The 16,619-nt window shown below is 60.8% G+C and carries 17 protein-coding genes; 5 read left to right on the plus strand and 12 right to left on the minus strand.

The window, feature by feature from the left end; translation table 11 throughout:
* Positions 1-8: 8 nt before the first annotated feature.
* A complete protein-coding gene (locus tag M5D89_RS14375; protein ID WP_431307142.1) occupies positions 9-251 on the plus strand; it encodes a Wzz/FepE/Etk N-terminal domain-containing protein in 243 nt (80 codons plus the stop codon).
* On the opposite strand, the gene M5D89_RS01390 is transcribed toward M5D89_RS14375, so the two are convergent.
* Positions 214-1,227 carry an IS30 family transposase gene (locus M5D89_RS01390; protein ID WP_248883937.1) on the minus strand — a complete coding sequence of 338 codons (1,014 nt, stop codon included), beginning with the start codon at positions 1,225-1,227 and terminating at the stop codon, positions 214-216. The genes M5D89_RS14375 and M5D89_RS01390 overlap by 38 nt on opposite strands.
* A gap of 29 nt (positions 1,228-1,256) precedes the next feature.
* On the opposite strand from M5D89_RS01390, the gene M5D89_RS01395 reads away from it, so the two are divergent.
* Positions 1,257-2,135: a hypothetical protein gene (locus M5D89_RS01395; RefSeq protein WP_248883948.1), complete on the plus strand. Its 879-nt coding sequence runs from the start codon at positions 1,257-1,259 to the stop codon at positions 2,133-2,135.
* A gap of 22 nt (positions 2,136-2,157) precedes the next feature.
* On the opposite strand, the gene M5D89_RS01400 is transcribed toward M5D89_RS01395, so the two are convergent.
* Complete coding sequence (locus tag M5D89_RS01400; protein ID WP_248883949.1) at positions 2,158-2,964, minus strand: Wzz/FepE/Etk N-terminal domain-containing protein; 807 nt, start codon at positions 2,962-2,964, stop codon at positions 2,158-2,160.
* Positions 2,965-3,056: 92 nt separating this feature from the next.
* Here M5D89_RS01400 and wbaP point away from each other — a divergent pair, with 92 nt between their 5' ends.
* Positions 3,057-4,520, plus strand: a complete 1,464-nt coding sequence (wbaP, locus tag M5D89_RS01405) for an undecaprenyl-phosphate galactose phosphotransferase WbaP (protein WP_248883950.1) — start codon at positions 3,057-3,059, stop codon at positions 4,518-4,520.
* 151 nt (positions 4,521-4,671) lie between these two features.
* Here the strand turns inward: wbaP and M5D89_RS01410 are convergent, their stop codons facing one another.
* The 7 genes from M5D89_RS01410 to M5D89_RS01440 all read right to left on the minus strand — a co-directional run bounded on the left by M5D89_RS01410 (position 4,672) and on the right by M5D89_RS01440 (position 9,948).
* Complete coding sequence (locus M5D89_RS01410) at positions 4,672-4,935, minus strand: AbrB/MazE/SpoVT family DNA-binding domain-containing protein (RefSeq protein ID WP_248883951.1); 264 nt, start codon at positions 4,933-4,935, stop codon at positions 4,672-4,674.
* Positions 4,936-5,064: 129 nt separating this feature from the next.
* Entirely contained in the window at positions 5,065-5,553 is a 489-nt protein-coding gene (locus tag M5D89_RS01415; RefSeq protein ID WP_248883952.1) for a hypothetical protein, read from the minus strand.
* Positions 5,550-5,849, minus strand: a complete 300-nt coding sequence (locus tag M5D89_RS01420; RefSeq protein WP_248883953.1) for a nucleotidyltransferase domain-containing protein — start codon at positions 5,847-5,849, stop codon at positions 5,550-5,552. The genes M5D89_RS01415 and M5D89_RS01420 overlap by 4 nt, the downstream gene beginning before the upstream one ends.
* Complete coding sequence (locus M5D89_RS01425) at positions 5,849-6,406, minus strand: Uma2 family endonuclease (protein ID WP_248883954.1); 558 nt, start codon at positions 6,404-6,406, stop codon at positions 5,849-5,851. Before M5D89_RS01425 ends, M5D89_RS01420 begins: the two co-directional genes overlap by 1 nt.
* Before the next feature lie 57 nt (positions 6,407-6,463).
* Positions 6,464-7,054 carry a Uma2 family endonuclease gene (locus M5D89_RS01430; RefSeq protein WP_248883955.1) on the minus strand — a complete coding sequence of 197 codons (591 nt, stop codon included), beginning with the start codon at positions 7,052-7,054 and terminating at the stop codon, positions 6,464-6,466.
* A gap of 73 nt (positions 7,055-7,127) precedes the next feature.
* Positions 7,128-8,117 (minus strand): UDP-glucose 4-epimerase GalE, encoded by a 990-nt coding sequence (gene galE / locus M5D89_RS01435; protein WP_248883956.1) that lies wholly within the window; start codon positions 8,115-8,117, stop codon positions 7,128-7,130.
* 313 nt (positions 8,118-8,430) lie between these two features.
* Entirely contained in the window at positions 8,431-9,948 is a 1,518-nt protein-coding gene (locus tag M5D89_RS01440) for an MFS transporter (protein WP_248883957.1), read from the minus strand.
* A 96-nt stretch (positions 9,949-10,044) separates the two neighbouring features.
* On the opposite strand from M5D89_RS01440, the gene M5D89_RS01445 reads away from it, so the two are divergent.
* Entirely contained in the window at positions 10,045-12,564 is a 2,520-nt protein-coding gene (locus tag M5D89_RS01445; protein ID WP_248883958.1) for a heavy metal translocating P-type ATPase, read from the plus strand.
* A gap of 1 nt (position 12,565) precedes the next feature.
* The gene (locus M5D89_RS01450; RefSeq protein ID WP_248883959.1) at positions 12,566-12,766 is read left to right on the plus strand and encodes a CopZ family metallochaperone; all 201 of its coding nucleotides are present in this window, start codon (positions 12,566-12,568) and stop codon (positions 12,764-12,766) included.
* A 5-nt stretch (positions 12,767-12,771) separates the two neighbouring features.
* Here M5D89_RS01450 and M5D89_RS01455 read toward each other — a convergent pair whose 3' ends face one another.
* From M5D89_RS01455 to thrC, 3 genes are read right to left on the minus strand one after another with little or no spacing between them, the layout of a single operon-like run.
* Positions 12,772-14,538 (minus strand): single-stranded-DNA-specific exonuclease RecJ, encoded by a 1,767-nt coding sequence (locus M5D89_RS01455; protein WP_248883960.1) that lies wholly within the window; start codon positions 14,536-14,538, stop codon positions 12,772-12,774.
* The gene (locus tag M5D89_RS01460) at positions 14,535-15,473 is read right to left on the minus strand and encodes a hypothetical protein (RefSeq protein ID WP_248883961.1); all 939 of its coding nucleotides are present in this window, start codon (positions 15,471-15,473) and stop codon (positions 14,535-14,537) included. Before M5D89_RS01460 ends, M5D89_RS01455 begins: the two co-directional genes overlap by 4 nt.
* Positions 15,473-16,603: a threonine synthase gene (gene thrC / locus M5D89_RS01465; protein WP_248883962.1), complete on the minus strand. Its 1,131-nt coding sequence runs from the start codon at positions 16,601-16,603 to the stop codon at positions 15,473-15,475. The genes M5D89_RS01460 and thrC overlap by 1 nt, the downstream gene beginning before the upstream one ends.
* Between the last annotated feature and the right edge of the window lie 16 nt (positions 16,604-16,619).

Consider the following 16,619-nt stretch of genomic DNA (forward strand, 5'->3'; position numbering starts at 1 on the left):
AAACTCGGATGAATGCTTCTACCCAAGACGAAGTTTCTCTATATGATCTTTTCGCCACACTTCGCCGCCAAAAGTGGGTCATTCTCGGATTTGTCCTGCTCTTCATCCTGGTAGCAATAGCATATGCGTTACTTAGGCCCAGAGAATATGCGTGCGAAGCCTGTGTAAGCATGGGGATTATCGGACGCACGACGACGGGAGACCTGGGCGGTTTCAATTTTGAAGTGCAACACTGTTGTTTAAGTGCCTGATTTGTTGTGCCATTACTTCGGCTGGCGTTCGGAATCCCAAAGATTTCCTTGGGCGATTATTTAGCTCTTCCGCTACCCGCGTCAAGTGCCGCTGCGAATATCCCGATAAATCCGTCCCTTTGGGGAAATATTGCCGCAGCAGGCCATTGGTATTTTCGTTCGTGGGGCGTTGCCATGGACTGTGGGGATCAGCGAAAAACACCCGAATACTCACCCGTTGCTCCAGTTCCTGATGCCGGGCCATCTCTCGCCCCTGGTCGTAGGTCAGGGTCTGTCGAAACGCTTTGGGCAGAGTGCGTAGCCGCCTGGTAAAGCCCTCCAGAATCGATTCCGCTGTGGCGTCATCGACCCGTGCCAGGATCACGAAACGGCTGCTCCGATCGACCAGTGTGCCGATGGCACTGCCGTTGAAAGCCCCCTTGATGAGATCCCCTTCCCAATGGCCTGGTACCTCCCGACCCTCGGCCTCTGCGGGCCGCTCGCGGATGGAACGCATGTTCCGTATGCCACCGCGGCGGTCCTTGCCTCGACTGCGGGGGCGGCGCTTCTGGTGCCCTTGGCGCAGCGCATCGATGAGTGCCGCCTTCAGCTCTCCTGCGGGGTGGGCATAGATATACTGGTAGATCGTTTCGTGACTGACCTGTTGGGACTTGTCCTCGGGGTGTTCCACACGCAGCCTCCCGGCCACCTGTTCCGGCGACCACTTCCGCTCCAGGATGGTGGCGGTGACCCGTTCGGTCAAGGCATTGCCGGCCACCAGCTTGCGCGTTCCCCGCCGCCTCCTTGCCCACACCGTCTCCCGCCCCGCTACGGCGTCATAGCTGTTGCCCACCCAGCCTCTGCGATACTCCCGACTCAAGGTGCTTGGGGGGCGCTGTAACTCTCTCGCCACGGCCCGCAGGCTCATCCCTTGGTTCAATCCTCTCTGCAATCGATTTCTCTCATCCATGCTCAACTGCTGGTACTTGCTGCCCATCTTCCACCTCCGGCCCCTTTGGACCACAGGTGTTGCATTTCATTTTTGAGCGCGCCCTGCTTTATGTAGATCAACCACAAAATGCGGTTGCGCAGATAGAAACCGCGTATCTCCCTACTCTTATTTACCAACTGAACTCCAAGGCCACCCCGTCTCACAAGATTGGCAAACAATTCTTTACGGTATCCTCACCAGACAAATCGACATTGGTTTGCATTACAGCTCACGCGCCCAAGAAGCGGGCCAGCATGGTAACCAATATTGAATCTTCCGCATTAGGGTTACTGGTCAGCGACAATGCTAAATTAACCGCCGTTTCGCGCGCCTCAGACGAGGCCAACATCGCTAACATGCAGGCTAACGCACAACAAATCAAGACTTCTCTACAGAATACATTGGATCAGGAAAAAGCAGCCCAAAGCGAGTTTGGCCTTCTTAAGAAGACTGACGCCCTTCTACAGCGGCAAATTGAAAAAATCCAGAACAATCTTTCAATGGTTCTGCCGCTGACTGCGAGATCGTCCACAAAGATTCAAAGCAACGCTACCGCCTTGACCACAATCATTCAGAGCAATCAGGTAAGTCAGGAGCAGCGGCATTTATTCGCACTGCAAATGCAAAGAGCAGTGTCTCTGCCGAAAGAGCAGATCTCTCTGCAAAATCAGATCAAAGCTTTGCAACGAAAGCAAGTAGATTTGGTATCACAGCAGGCGACCACTTCTGCGCAGATACAGGCTGCCAAGTCGGCGCTGTCTGCAATACAGGCCACCCATGTGGTTCGTCCGCCCTCACCATCGACATTCCCCGTCGGACCGAGCAACGCGGTAATCGTCGCGCTGGGCGCTTTCCTGGGACTCCTGCTTGGAATATTCGCTGCCTTCTTGCGCAGCGCCATGAAAGCTGCCTGAAGCACCAACGTCTAAGTATTGGCTATGAGTGCTGAGGAAGCCCACGAAGCAGAGCCACGAAGACCCCTAGCATCAGGCCACCGATGAATGCCAGCACCAGAATGACGGCCCGCTTAGGTGATACCGGTATGGGGTTGTAGCGTGCAGACAAGGTAACAACTGTGGGATTGGTTTGCGTAGCAGAAAGCTTTTCCTGAAGCGCACCGATTTGTGCCAACATCCCGGAGAGTGCGCTCAATCTTTGCGACTGGGAAATGGCAGCAAGCGGCACATCCGCGCCTTTGCCCAAGGGCGAAGGGGTTTCAATCTGATGACGGATGCTTCTGTAGTCTTTCTGCACTTCTTCCAACTGAGTTTTCTGTACTTTTACCGCATCCCCATATTGCTTTTGCTGAGTTGAAAGCAACTGCTGAACTATCTTATCCAAAAATTCTTGCGCCTGTTGGGGTGTTTTCCCGCGCGATTCCAAAGTCAGCACGCGGCTGTTGTCCTTATCCGCCACAACAGACTCCAGACGAGGCAATTGCTTCTTCGCCAGCACGGTATTGATTGGAAGATATTGATTATATAGTTGGCTGGCCAGCAGCGGACCGCTCTCCAAAGGCTGACCGCCCACTTCACCGATCTGCACCATCGCGCTGCTCTGATACTGGGAAGGGGTCAAAGCAAGATAGACCAATGCGAGGAGGACAGCCAAGATGGTGATGGCCAGGATGCTGACTTTCCGCTTCCAGAGCCGCTGCCAAAGATCTCTCAGGCTGATCTCGTCATCCGGCGGGGGCGGGTTGGGGTAGGCTAACTGAATGGTGATGGGATTTTGATTTTCCATAGCGGAAACCCTAGCAGAGTTTTCACCCCACTTGTAGCATGATTATGTATCGAAAAGTTTCAGTTCTGAGGTAAGCTTAGCGCATCATGCGGATGAAAACGTCAAAACAGCGTGGGGTATGGCAACGCTGGGTGCCTTACTCCCTAATGTTAGGGGATGCCGTCGCCTTTTTTGCGGCCTTTTACTGGAGCCGTCTCGCGCACGCCTTTTACTACGGCGAGAATCCGGTCTGGGTCCTGGGGCACTGGTGGGGCAGTGCGGCCGAGATCAACCTGCTGCTGTTCTTTTTGCTGGCAACCATCGGGATTCTGGTGTTCTTGGTGAAGGGCCACTATGCGCGGCGCAAGGTCTTCTGGGACGAAGTCGGGGAGATCTTTGCCGCCTTCACCCTGCTGCTTGCGCTGAATTCGGCCATCGCTTTTGGCGGACACTGGATGCTGTCGCGGCTCTGGCTCTTTACCACGTGGCTTCTCGCTCTGCTTTTCGTGCCTCTCATTCGCCTGTTGTTGCGCTGGGCCCTCTTGCGTCTGGGGCTATGGAGGCGTCACGTGGCGATCATTGGGAGCGGGCAGAACGCTCTGGAGGCCATGCGCGCCTTGGAGAGTGATCCCATGCTGGGAATGCAGGTGCGCTGGCTGCTCCTGCCGGAAGATTCTGAAGTAGAGCCTGACCTGTCTTTGCCCGAAGGGGTTTCGATGCAGCAGCTGGGGTCCAATGCCCTCGCCACGCTGGCGACCTTGGGCAATCCGCAGACCGTACTGGCGCTGGAGCAACGCCAGTGGGAAAGTCATGAGCCGCTGCTGCGCACCCTGGGCCTGCATTACCCCCATCTGACTATCGCCCCGCCCTTGCGCGGATTGCCCCTCTTTGGCCTGGAGGTCATGCACTTTTTCAGCCATGAAGTGCTGATGCTGCGGGTGCGCGATAACCTGGGTCGGCCTTGGCCAAGATTAATGAAGCGCTGTTTCGATGTATTGGCAGGTACTGTCTTGGTCATTTTGCTGTTGCCCGCCTGGATATGGATATCTTGGCAGATTTGGCGTAGCGATAGAGGACCCGTGTTCTATGCCCAGGAACGAATTGGGCGAAATGGCCAGGCTTTTCGATGCCTGAAATTCCGCAGTATGGTCATGGATGCTGACCAACGACTGGCAAGCTATCTTGCGGCACATCCCGAGCTGCAGGAGGAGTATGACCGCACTTTCAAGCTGAAAGATGATCCGCGGGTAACTTCCATCGGCAAATTTCTGCGTAAAACCAGTCTGGACGAGCTGCCGCAGTTGTTTAATGTCTTACGGGGTGAGATGAGTCTTGTGGGGCCTCGACCGGTCGTCCGCAAGGAACTGGATAAGTATTACGGCGACGCGGCAGCACTCTACAAGATGGTACGTCCGGGAATCACTGGCTTGTGGCAGGTCAGCGGCCGCTCCGATACGACTTATTCCGAGCGGGTGTATCTGGACTCCTGGTACGTCAAAAACTGGGCCCTCTGGTACGACATCGTCATCCTGCTGCGCACCGTCAAGGTGGTGTTCCGCCGCGAGGGGGCGTACTAAGCCGTGAAAGTCCGGCTGGCGGCTGGCCTGCTTTGTTGCCTCCACTCGGGCACCCGTCCTGACAACTGTCCGAAAATAGGCTGAACGCCTTCTGGACAAAGGGAGAGATTCGGACAGGAGTTTTTCATCATTCCAAGCATCCAGAACTGGATTATTCCTGGTCTGCGGCATGACGTCGCTCTGCAATCATTTCTTCAGCCAATTGTCGATCCTTTACGCCTTCCGGTGCCATCGTACGCAGTAGGCCGCGGCCCTTGCGGGCGATCTCTGCGGCGCTGGTCAGCCGTATTTCCTCCTCCTGGATGGTAAGGATCACCGTGCTTCCCCGCTGAATCCCTAGTTGCTGGCGTAGGTCGGCAGGCAATACCAAACGCCCACGTTGGTCTACCGCAACGGTGTATTGGTGATTATCCATGTACCCTCAACCCACAATAGCTATTATTCCCACTGTAATGCATTACCCATAACTCGAAAAGGATCAAGGCCAATCAGCACGTCTTTTGTGACGGAATCCATGATGATGGCGGCGCGGTCCTCGCCATCGCTATGACCGCTCGATAATCCCGCGCTGGGCCAAGTCCGCCAGCAGGGCATCAGCAGCGTCAGTCAGCACGGTGAGATGGGTATGGGCCGTGTTCAGCGCATTGCTCAGTACCGAAGGGTCCTCGATGTATTCATGCATCATCTGGTTCCGTAGCCGCCGCAGACCAAGCCAGAGATCGGCGGAGGGGATAAGCCCCAGGCGTTCGGCACGATCCAGATTGTCCGCCACCGTTGCGGGGGTTTCTCCCACTGCACTACGCCAAGCCGGGAGCAGTTTGTCACCCACCGTGTCCTGCAGGCGCCCAAAGCGGCTAACGAACGCATCTACGCGCTCGGCCAGATCTGGGGCCGAGTCCAGACGCTTTACTTCTTCGAGGCCGAAACCGTTGGCGAAGAGGCGCTGGTCCGTTTCGCGCAACTGCCGGACTTCCCGGACCACAACACGAGCGAGAAACTGCAGGCGCTCCTGCAAGTCTTTGGGGAGACTCATAGGGGGATGCCGTTTTTTTGGGCGATGTCGTGGATGGGCAAGCGGCGCAGATTGGGGGCGAGGAACAATACATCAACCTTGCGACCCTCCATGCTCCGCTCGAGGCGAGCGGCAAGCTGAGCAGCCAGCCAGGCCGGCTCGCCGATGGCCTGAGCGCTTTCTATCAGTAGGTCCACATCCCCACCTTTTTTGCTGTCATCGACTCGCGAGCCAAAAAGCGATACCTGAACTTCTGGACCAAAGATTTCGGCTACAGTCTGGCGGATGATGCTAACTTGCTCCGCGCTGAGGCGCATCAATCCACCCACAGCCCGGCCAGGTCTAGGGTGATGGCGGCGAAGGGATCGATGTTGGCGACGTCATCGCCTCCCCAGGTACCGAGGAGTAGCCAGTGGTCATCCTGATTGGCATAAGCTTCCAGGGTGCGGATGTCGGGGTCGATGAGCCAGCAGTGGGCGACACCGGCCGCGGCATAACGGGGTAGTTTGAGGACACGGTCAGTACGGGCGGTGGCCGGGGAGAGCACTTCGCAGACCCAGTCGGGGGCCGTCTCGAACCACGCGGTTTTGGGGAGTGCGGGCATCCGCTCGCGGCGCCAGCCGGCGAGGTCCGGCACCAGAATATCTGCGCCCAGGTGGAGTTCTGGTTCATCCAGAATCCACCAACCGCCGGGACCACCGGTACCGCGGTCAAAGGGATTGCCAAGGTCCACACCCAAACCCGAGGCGGCCCGTGCATGAGTCGGTGCCGGGCGGGGATGGGTATACAGCTGACCGGCGATGATCTCGCCCACAACGTTGTCGGGGAGGGCAAACAGATCTTCGTAGCGGGCGAAACGCTGAGCGGCCGTCACTTGGCACCTCTGGGTAGCGATCTATGGGAAAGTATACTCATACAGCACGAGCCCGCTCTATCCCATCTGTTTGGGCGGCACGGGTAACTGCTCCCAATCCACGACCAAGCCGGGAAGAACGGTTACGGTAGCCGTGCCTTTCAACTCGCGAATGTCGGGCATGGTGTAGGCGCCATGTTCCAGCCGATAGATGGTGACGATGCCGTCCGTAGGATGCACCAGCCAATACTCCCGTACCCCTGCGCACTCGTAGACCCGGCGCTTCTGGATCTGATCATGACTGGCCGTGCTGGGCGAAAGCACTTCCAGCACCCAGTCGGGCGCGCCACGGCAACCGTGCTCGTCGAGCTTCTGCGGATCACAGACCACACAGAGATCGGGCTGAACGACGGTGTCGATCTCCGCATCCGCCTCGTTTTCCTTAGGCAGACGAACGTCGAAGGGGGCAATAAAGGGCCGGCAGCTCTGGTCGCGCAGGGCGTTGGCTACTTGGCGTGCCAACTCCAGCAAGATCATTTGGTGTTTTGGACTGGGCGCCGGTGCCATGGCATACGCGAAGCCATCAATGAGCTCGTAGCGGACGTCTTCCGGCCACTGGCAGTATTCGCCGTAGCTGTGACGCCCATCGTCCCGTTTCGGTAGGCCCATCGGTTTTCTCCCTGCAGCTATCGCAGAAATCCGCTCCTTATCCTAGCAACCGAACGTAGGCGGAGAAAGCGCCCTACCAGCGCTTGCCCTTCTGTTGTTCCCAGGCCCAGGCATGGGCCAGGATGGTGTCGAGGTCTGCATATTCCGGCTGCCAGCCCAGACGCTCCCGCGCCTGCGCGCTGTCGGCAACGAGGGTGGCCGGGTCGCCGGCACGCCGCGCCTCTTGGCGCACGGGGATCTTCCGGCCCGTTACTCGGCCCGCCCCGTCGATGACCTCCTGTACCGAAAAGCCCAGCCCATTGCCCAAATTCAGCGCCAGACTCTCGCCGTCCGCCAGCAGATGCTGCAGGGCCAGCAGATGGGCTTGGCAGAGATCCCAAACGTGGATGTAATCGCGGATGCAGGTGCCATCACGGGTGGGATAGTCCGTACCGAAGACGGCAATGTGACTGCGCCGGCCACTCGCCGCCTGAAGGATGAGGGGAATCAGGTGGCTTTCGGGGTCGTGGCGCTCCCCCAATTCTCCCTCGGGGTCAGCGCCCGCGGCATTGAAGTACCGCAGGGCAACGCTGCGCAGTCCAAAGCTGTGTCCGTAGTCGGCGAGAATCTCCTCCACCATGCGCTTGCTGCGCCCGTAGGGGTTGATGGGGCGCTGGGGGTGCGCTTCCGTAATGGTGGCGCTCTCGGGCTCGCCAAAGATGGCCGCCGTTGACGAAAAGATGAAGCGCTGCACCTGATGCCGGCCCATGGTATCGAGCAGATTCAGGGTATTGGCAACGTTGTTCCGATAGTAGCGATCTGGTGCCTGCACCGATTCGCCCACCTGACTCAGGGCGGCAAAATGCAGGACCGCGGCAAATTCGTGCGCCGTAAACAGGGCCTCCAAGGCAACGGGGTCGGCCAAGCCACCCACGACCAGAGTGCCGTAGCGGGCGGCGTCGGCAAAGCCGGTACAGAGGTTGTCCAGCACAACCACCCCATAGCCGGCCTGGGCCAACATCTTGCCCATATGCGAGCCGATATAGCCCGCACCGCCCACGACCAACAGCGTTTCCTGTGCCATTTTCTGTCCTCAACCATCGCCGTTACGGTATGCAAGACCGCTTCGGCGAACATCTTCAGCATCTACTGATTCTAACCGGGACCCGTCGCTCAGCGATAGTTGTCACCGAACAACCAACGCTGCCACCCCGCTCACCGCCTGCAATCATCAAAAATTGTTCTATGTTTCTGAATAGTGATTGCCGCAAAACGGAAGAGCTATGTTTCTGAAGGACTGGGACCAAAGTTGGCGCACTCTGGCAGAACAGGAGTTGGAGTTGCTACGGCACGCCACTACCGAGGCCGGGGCGTTCGGTCAATCTCGACCTCAGCTATCAGTTCTGATTCCGGCCGGGTGAGGCGCCGTATCCGTGTCTGTCGCCGGAGTCGATTCCGTGAGGACATGCTCGGAGACTAATACCGTTGCCACATCCCGAGGATAGGTAAAGGCGGCAAAGATCATGGCGATCCCCGCCAAGAGCAGCAAGACCAGTAAAATCAAAAAGGCGTGTCCCAAGGCCCGCGCGCCATCCAAGGAATGGCCCAGCAGTTGATCGACCAACAAGCCAATCATCAGCGGTGCGAGGCCGACCAGCGTGTAGCGAACCAAGTTCCGCACACTCTCTGCCCGCCCCCAGAGGCGGGAATGCATGATATCCAGGCGCGCCGCATCCAGGGTCGGATTGGTCGCACCAAGAAACAGCGCAGCCCAAAAAAAAACACGGGGCGGCGACCCACACGCTGGTCAACAAGAACGCAGGCAAAAAGGCCAGAACCGTCAGAAAGAACGCGCCGGCCGCGACCCAGACACGTGCGGCGACGATATGCCGGTGCAACAGCCGATCCGCAAGCCAGCCACTAACAAGTACCCCCAACACACCGCCACTGCCGAGGGCCATGAACAGCACGCTCGCCGTATCGGAGGGCAGATCAAAACGCTGCATGAGATACAAATCGGCAAAGACCAGCAAGCCCGTAAAATAAAAATAGCTGGCGGAAGAGCCCAAAACCAAAATGATATTGGTGCGGATGGTGACAATGTAGCGGGCGGCCCGCCACCAGGACCAGCCGGTGGGATCTTCGTGCAGGACGCGATGGGAAAAGGGCTGGATATCTAGGCTGTGAATCAGCTCCGCCACCTTACGATGCCCCGGCGTCGGGCGAGTCGGTGTCGCCGAGGCCGAACCCTGCGCCAGCTTGCCCATCCCACTGCGCTGGGGTTCCCGTAGATAATGACGAATCACCCAAACACCCAGCGCGCCGAGTAACGCCAGGCTCCAAAAAGCAAAGCGCCAGCCGAGGAGATTACCGACAAGACTCGCCACCAGCATGCCCAGGCCGGCGCCCACCAACTCGCCCCCAACAATCAGGCCAAAGATGCGACCTCGCTGGGAAGGGGGGAAATAGTCACCGGTCAACGAAGCGACGACGGCACCCACGGAGATGCCGCTCGCCCCGACAAAAACCTGGGCTAGCAAGAGCTCCAGGTAACCCGAAATCAGCCCGCTGGCGGCCATCCCACCAGCCCAAACCGCGGCAAAGATTGCCAGCAGATGCACGCGATTGCGGCGATCGACCCACACCCCGGCGATCAAGGTCAGCACCGCCCCCGACAAGGATGCCACCGTGCCCACCAGACCGAAGCGGGTATCACTGATGCGCAGCGTACCCTCCAAAGCATGGGCCAAGGCCCCGAGGGCAGCCAGATTGGCCGACGCGATGCCAAGCACTGCCGCTAGGATAAAAATGACCCGTGCCCGGTCGGGTAGACATTGCAACAGGCGATACTCCAGCTGTTCGTATTCGGTACAGAGCCAGTGTTCCAGGTTTACGAGGTTTTCCGGTGCTTTCACAGTGAGAGATTTCCGTATTCGGCTTTCTTTGAGTATAAACAAGCCGAGGCCCTGCGGCTTGACCTTAAGGTTTGGTACAAGGTTTATGATAGCGGTATGAGCACGACTGAAACCACATCCGGGCGCTCCGCCAAGATGGCCAACACCCCTAGCACCCAACGATTGCGAGTGGGGGTGACCGGCATGACCTGCGCCTCCTGCAGCAGCCGCGTCGAGCGGGCCCTGAACAAGGTGCCGGGCGTGCGAGCCAGCGTCAACCTGGCGACGGAACAAGCCGAAATCGAGTTTGCGGGTTCGCAAGACGACACTCAAGCATTGGTCAATACCATCACCCGGGTGGGCTACGGGGTGGTAACGGCAGAGGCGATCCTGGCGGTGCAGGGCATGACCTGCGCCTCCTGCAGTAGTCGCGTCGAGCGCGTTCTGCGCCGCCTGTCCGGCGTTCTGGAGGCGAGCGTCAACTTAGCCACGGAGCGCGCCCAAGTACGCTATCTCCCGGCCACCTTGGACATCTCGACGATGATCGCGGCCATACAGACGGCGGGCTATGGCGCCAGAAATCTTGCGGTCACGGACGAATCCAGCGAAGAGCAACGGAAGCGAGCCGCGCTGCGGGGCATGCGGCGTGACGTATTTCTGGCTATCGCCCTGGCCATCGCCGTCTTGGTCCTGGCCATGGGTAGCGCCTTCTCACCAGCGTTTGCCAGTTGGCTGCGCGTCTTTGCCCCGCTGCCGAAATTTTGGGAGGGCGTGCAGTTTGCCTTGGCCAGCGTGGTGCTGTTCTGGCCTGGGCGCCGATTCTTCCGCCCGGGTTGGGCGGCGTATCGGCATCTCTCGCCGGACATGAATTCCCTGGTCGCCACAGGTACCGGTGCGGCGTGGTTGTACAGCAGCCTGGTGCTGTTCATTCCCACGATCTTTCCCGAAAGCGCTCGTCACCTCTACTTTGATTCTGTGGCCGTCGTCATCGCTGCGGTATTGTTGGGAAAATATCTGGAGGAGGTCGCCAAAGGACGCAGCTCTGCGGCCATCCGCGGCCTCTTACAGTTGCAGGCCAAGACGGCGCGCCGCATCGATGCCCTGGGTCAGGAACAAGAGGTTGCCATTGCCCAGCTGCAGTCGGGCGACCAGCTCCTGATTCGTCCGGGCGAACGCCTTCCCGCGGATGGAAAGATCCTCGAGGGCAGCGCCCATGTCGACGAATCCATGCTTAGCGGCGAGCCTCTACCCCAGCGCCGTAGTGCAGGGGACGAGGTGATAGGCGGTACCCTGTGCCAGGATGGCCGATTGCTCGTGGAGGTCAGCGCCGTGGGCAAGGATGCCGTACTGGCGCAGATCATCTCTTTGGTGGAGGCGGCGCAAACCGGCAAACTGCCGATTCAGGGACTGGCGGATCGCGTTATCCGCGTGTTTTCCCCTCTGGTCCTGGCCATTGCCCTGCTCTGTTTTCTGTTCTGGTCCCTGTATTCCGGCGATCTCAGCCTTGCCCTGGCCACCGCCGTGGCGGTGCTGGTGGTGGCTTGCCCTTGTGCCATGGGCCTCGCCACCCCTGCCGCGATCATGGTCGGTACCGGCCGCGCGGCAGAGCTGGGGGTACTGTTCCGCAAGGGATCGGCGCTGGAGATGCTGTCCCGCGTGGATACCGTCCTCTTCGACAAGACCGGTACCGTCACCCGCGGCCATCCGGAATTGCTCGCCCAGGGCGGCAGCGCCGACACTTTGGCCTTGGCGGCAGCAGTGGAGCAGGGTTCCGAGCATCCCCTCGCCCGCGCTATTGTCGCAGCCGCAGCAGCCCCACTACACCCCCTTGAGGACTTTCGAGCAATACCCGGCCAAGGCGTGGAGGGACGGGTGGCCGGCGACTGGATTCGGGTGGGTACCCGCGAATTTCTTTCTGGCGAGGGCATTGCCGTGCCGGAGGATGCCGAACTGCAGGCGCAAGAAGCGGCTGGCGCCAGCGTGGTCCATGTGGGCCGCGCCGATCAGTATCTCGGCTGGCTCGCCATTGCCGATGCCGTGCGTCCGGAGGCGGCTGCGGTGACGAAGGCCTTGCGGCAGATGGGGCTGCGCCTGGCTCTGATCACAGGAGACAGCGTAGCGAGCGCGCAGCGCGTGGCAGCAGAACTGGGCATCGACACCGTCCATGCCCGGGTACTGCCCCAGGACAAGGCGAGAATTGTACAAGAGGCTCAGGCGCAAGGGCGGCGAGTGGTCTTTGTCGGCGACGGGATCAACGACGCCCCAGCCCTCGCCCAAGCCGAGGTAGGCATCGCCCTGGCGAGTGGCACGGACATCGCCCTGGAGGCCGCTGACGTCACCCTGACCCACGGCGACTTACGCAGCCTGATCACAGCCATACAAGCCGCGCGGCAGACCCTGGGACGGATTCGCGGAAATCTCTTCTGGGCCTTCTTTTACAACATCCTGCTCATCCCCTTTGCCGCAGGCGCCTTCTTGCCCTGGGGCTGGCAACTCAACCCCATGCTGGCGGGGGTAGCCATGGGTTGTTCCTCCCTCTTTGTCCTGGGCAACAGTCTGCGGCTGCGCCGGCTGCGTCCCTTTTCTTCGGCTGGGGCCATCGCACCCAGCTTCCAGCAACGTCCACAGGAGTCCTGAGATGTCGGAAATACAGCTTGAAATTACTGGAATGACCTGCGGGCACTGCGTGCGCGCCGTGACCCAGGCACTGGAGCAAGTCCCTGGCGTCGAAAAGGTCGAGGTGCAACGCGAGCCCAAAGGCGAGGCGCGGGTTTGGGGCAATGCCGAGCGCAGTGCCCTGCTGGCCGCTATTGAGGAAGAGGGCTATCAGGCCCGTTGATGGCCTCAGTCCACCGGCTCGGCGTGGCGGATCTGTAATTGCAGGCGGCTTTCGCCGCGCCAGTCGTTGCGCTCCAGAGCACAGGCAAAGCGGATGTGTTGGCCGATCTGGAGGGGACTATTGCCATCCTCACTGGCAAAAAACCAGATGGCATCCTGATCAGCACCCTGCAGGCGCAGGGTCAATTTCAAATGGCGGCCGTCACCCACCGGGCGCAGCGCGGTGACTTCCGCCTCGCCCGCAAAGAGCGGCGCCTCCCATTGGCGACCAAAGGGTTCCAGCGCCCGCAGTTCGTCCAGCAGTTTCAGGTCCGGCGCCGCAGGCAGAGCGCCATCGGTCCAGATTTTCGGGGCCAAGGTCTGCCCGGCAAAATGCCCTGCCGCCAGGGCCTGCCAGGTGGCGGCAAAGCGCTCCAAGCCGCCACGGCGCAAAGTTACCCCGCCCGCCCCGGCGTGCCCGCCCCAGGCGAGGAAATCCTCGGGATGCTGGGCGGCGATCTCCGCCAAGGCATTGCGGACGTGAAATCCGTCGAGGGTGCGCAAGGAGGCGCTGAGCAAATCGGGATCGTCCTTGGGGGAAAAAAATGCCACCGGGCGACCCGTCGCCTCGACAATCTTGGCCGCGCAGATCCCCTGCACTCCGGCGTGGCCCTCGGGATCGAAGATGCACAGGGCGGCATGGCCAGCCCGTAGCTGGGCCCGCACTTGCGCCTGCGCCTCCTGCAGCATCTGTCCCTGTACCGCCTTGCGCGCCTCGTTGTCCTCTTGGAGCACACTGGCCAGAGGCTCTGCCTCGGGCAAGCTCTCGCTCAAAAAGAGGCGGACGCTATCTTCCGCCGAATCCAGACGACCGCGGGCGTTGATCAGCGGCGCGAAGCGAAAGGCCAAGGTCGCCGCATCGATGCTGCCCCCCGCCCGGCTGAGGGCCGCGAGCGCCGTCCACACCGGACGACGCTGTGGGCGATTCATCAGGCGCAACCCGCGCGCCACCACGGCCCGATTGTTGGGTGAGCGTGCAAGATCGACGCAATCCGCCACCGTACCCAGGGCAACCAGATCGAGCAGACTCCCGAGTTTGGCTGCCGCCGATGGCAGCATCCCTGCCGCGATCAGGCCTTGCCGCACCGCGCAACAATAGAGCCAAGCCACGTGCACCCCGGCGATATAGGGATCGGGAAAGTGGCTATCGCGGCGCACCGGATTCACGCAGGCCACCGCTGCTGACGGCGGTCCCTCCTCGGGTACACCATGATGATCGGTGACGATCACCGTAAAGCCCGCTGCCTGCAGGCGGGCGATGCGGGTATGGTCGGTACTGCCCTGATCGGCGGTAATCACCAAGGCCGGACGGGGCGCTTCGGCCAGGATGCGCTCCGTGAGATTTTCCGAAACGCCGTAGCCATCGCGCAGGCGGTGCCCAATATAGCTGTGGATGCGTTCTTCCGGCACAGCGAAGTGATCGCGAAAGGCAATCTTCAGGACGGCATGGGCAGAGGCACCGTCGGCATCGAAGTCGGAGATGATCAGCACTGGATGGCCCTGGCGTATGGCAGCAAGGGTGGCTTGCACCGCCACATCGATATCTGGCAGAGCCTCTGGCGGCGTCAGATCGCCCACACCGCTTTGCAGGAGCGTTGCTAAGGCTGGCGCGCTCTCGTCGTGCAGACGCCCAGCAATGATGCGCGCCTGTAAATCACTGTAACCAAGGTTCTTGGCCGCTTGCAGCACTGCCGGCGCCAATGGACGTTGCACGATCTGTGGTCGTTCCTTCATCGCTCCTCGCGCGCCCCTCCGGGCAGGCGGGGGCGACGCCAGAAACGCCAGCGATCTTGCGATCGCCACCGCAGATGCTCTGCCTGTTCCCGCTCGGCAAAGCGCCCCGTCCAGATTTCGAGTGTGGTGACGGGGCGAATCTGCTGCCACAGTTCGGCGAAGGCCGTCGGAGTCTCGGGCAAAAACCACGGCTGCGGCCACAACCACAGGAGATCGTCGGGCATTGCCCCCTGCCCATCCCAGAGGCGCATCCCAGCCCACTGGGCGACGGCATGGAGAAGCTCATCCGCACCATAGAGCGCCTGCCAGAGCGGAATGGGGCGATCCACCGGCAGGCTTCCCTCCCCCCAAGCCCAGAAATGACAGCAGGGCTCCTCGGCTGCCGCCTCGCGGGCGCGATTACTAGGCTGGACGGCCAGAAACATCTGGAGGGCGTTCAGAAAACGTTGAAACTCTGCTGCATCCTGCCCCTGCCAAGGCCGCAGGGGAGGTTCCCGACCCCAAAGTTCGTTGGGATCGCTGCTGTGAAGATCGGGTGCGACATCCCGCAGGACATACCAACGCCTTGCACCACACGCCAATTGCCAGGGACTATCGGAAAATTCGGCGGTGGCGGCCGCAAAGAGCGCTGCGGATTCTGCCTCACCAGGCAGTACGGCAGGCGCCAGAGCCAGACGCCCGGCCTGTCCACCAAAGCTTACTGGCTCCAGCGCCATGACCCAGCGCCCTGCCACCTCGACGCCCTCCGCCACCGCGAGAAAGGCCGCAGCCGCAAGTGGCTCGGGCAGCCCGAGCAAGCGTGCGGCCAGGTGCAATGTCGAAGGGGCAGCGACGCTTTCTCCCTCGCCCTGTCCCCACAGAGCTGGCAACACTCTGCCATAGCGTTCCTCCGGCAGAGCCTGCAGGCCGCGCAACCACAGCCCCAAACGGGCCATCAGCGCTCCAGAATGGCGCGCTGCACCGCCTCCAGATTGGCGTCGACAGTCACCACCGAACCGCCCTGGGCAATAGCGGTGTCGGGATCCTTCAAACCGTGACCGGTGAGGGTACAGACCACCGTCGCGCCGGCCTCGATCTTGCCCGCCCGGGCGGCGGCGACCACCCCGGCCACCGAAGTGGCCGACGCCGGCTCACAGAAAACCCCCTCGTGCTGGGCCAACCAACGCTGGGCCTCCAGAATCTCGGCATCGCTGTGGCCTGCGAACCAGCCACCACTCTCCTTTTCGACCTGGTGCGCCTGCTCCCAGGACATGGGGCGACCAATCCGAATGGCCGTGGCGATGGTCTCGGGCTCGCGGACGAAGTCGCCGACAATGAACGGAGCACTTCCCGCCGCCTGAAAACCCAACATCTTGGGGCGCTTGCCCGCCTTGCCGTGGCCATAAGGGCACTGACCCGCGCAGAACTTGCAGGCGCCCGTCAGCACATCCTGGGTGTCGCAGCGCGGGTCCGTGGCCTCACAGTAGCCCATCCAGTGAGCGGTGATGTTGCCGGCATTGCCCACGGGCAGGGCATGGTAGTCCGGCGCCTCGCCCAGGGCTTCGATGATCTCGAAGGCGGCGGTCTTTTGCCCCTGCAAGCGATAGGGATTGACGGAGTTGACCAGGGTGATGGGCGCACTGGCGGCGACGTCCTGGACGATCTGCATGCCGGCATCGAAGTTGCCACGAATCTGCAGCACCAGGGCCCCATGCATCATCGCCTGGGAGAGCTTGCCCAGGGCGATCTTGCCCTCGGGAATGACCACGAAGGCGCGCATCCCCGCCCGCGCCGCATAGGCTGCCGCGGCCGCCGAGGTATTGCCCGTAGAGGCGCAGATGATCATCTCACTGCCCTCCTCCTTGGCCTTGGTCACCGCCATGGTCATGCCACGGTCCTTGAAGGAACCGGTGGGATTCAGGCCCTCAAACTTCACGAACATGCGGATATCGATACCCAGTTGCCGCGGCAGGTTGACGCATTCGATCAACGGGGTGTTGCCCTCTCCCAAGGAAACAGCGGGTGTTTCCGGGTCCAGGGGCAGAAAAGCGCGATAGCGGTCGATGATGCCGGTGTAACGGGTCATGGATGGTCCTTCATGC

Source organism: Acidithiobacillus acidisediminis (assembly GCF_023277115.1).
Classification (GTDB): Bacteria; Pseudomonadota; Gammaproteobacteria; order Acidithiobacillales; family Acidithiobacillaceae; genus Igneacidithiobacillus; species Igneacidithiobacillus acidisediminis.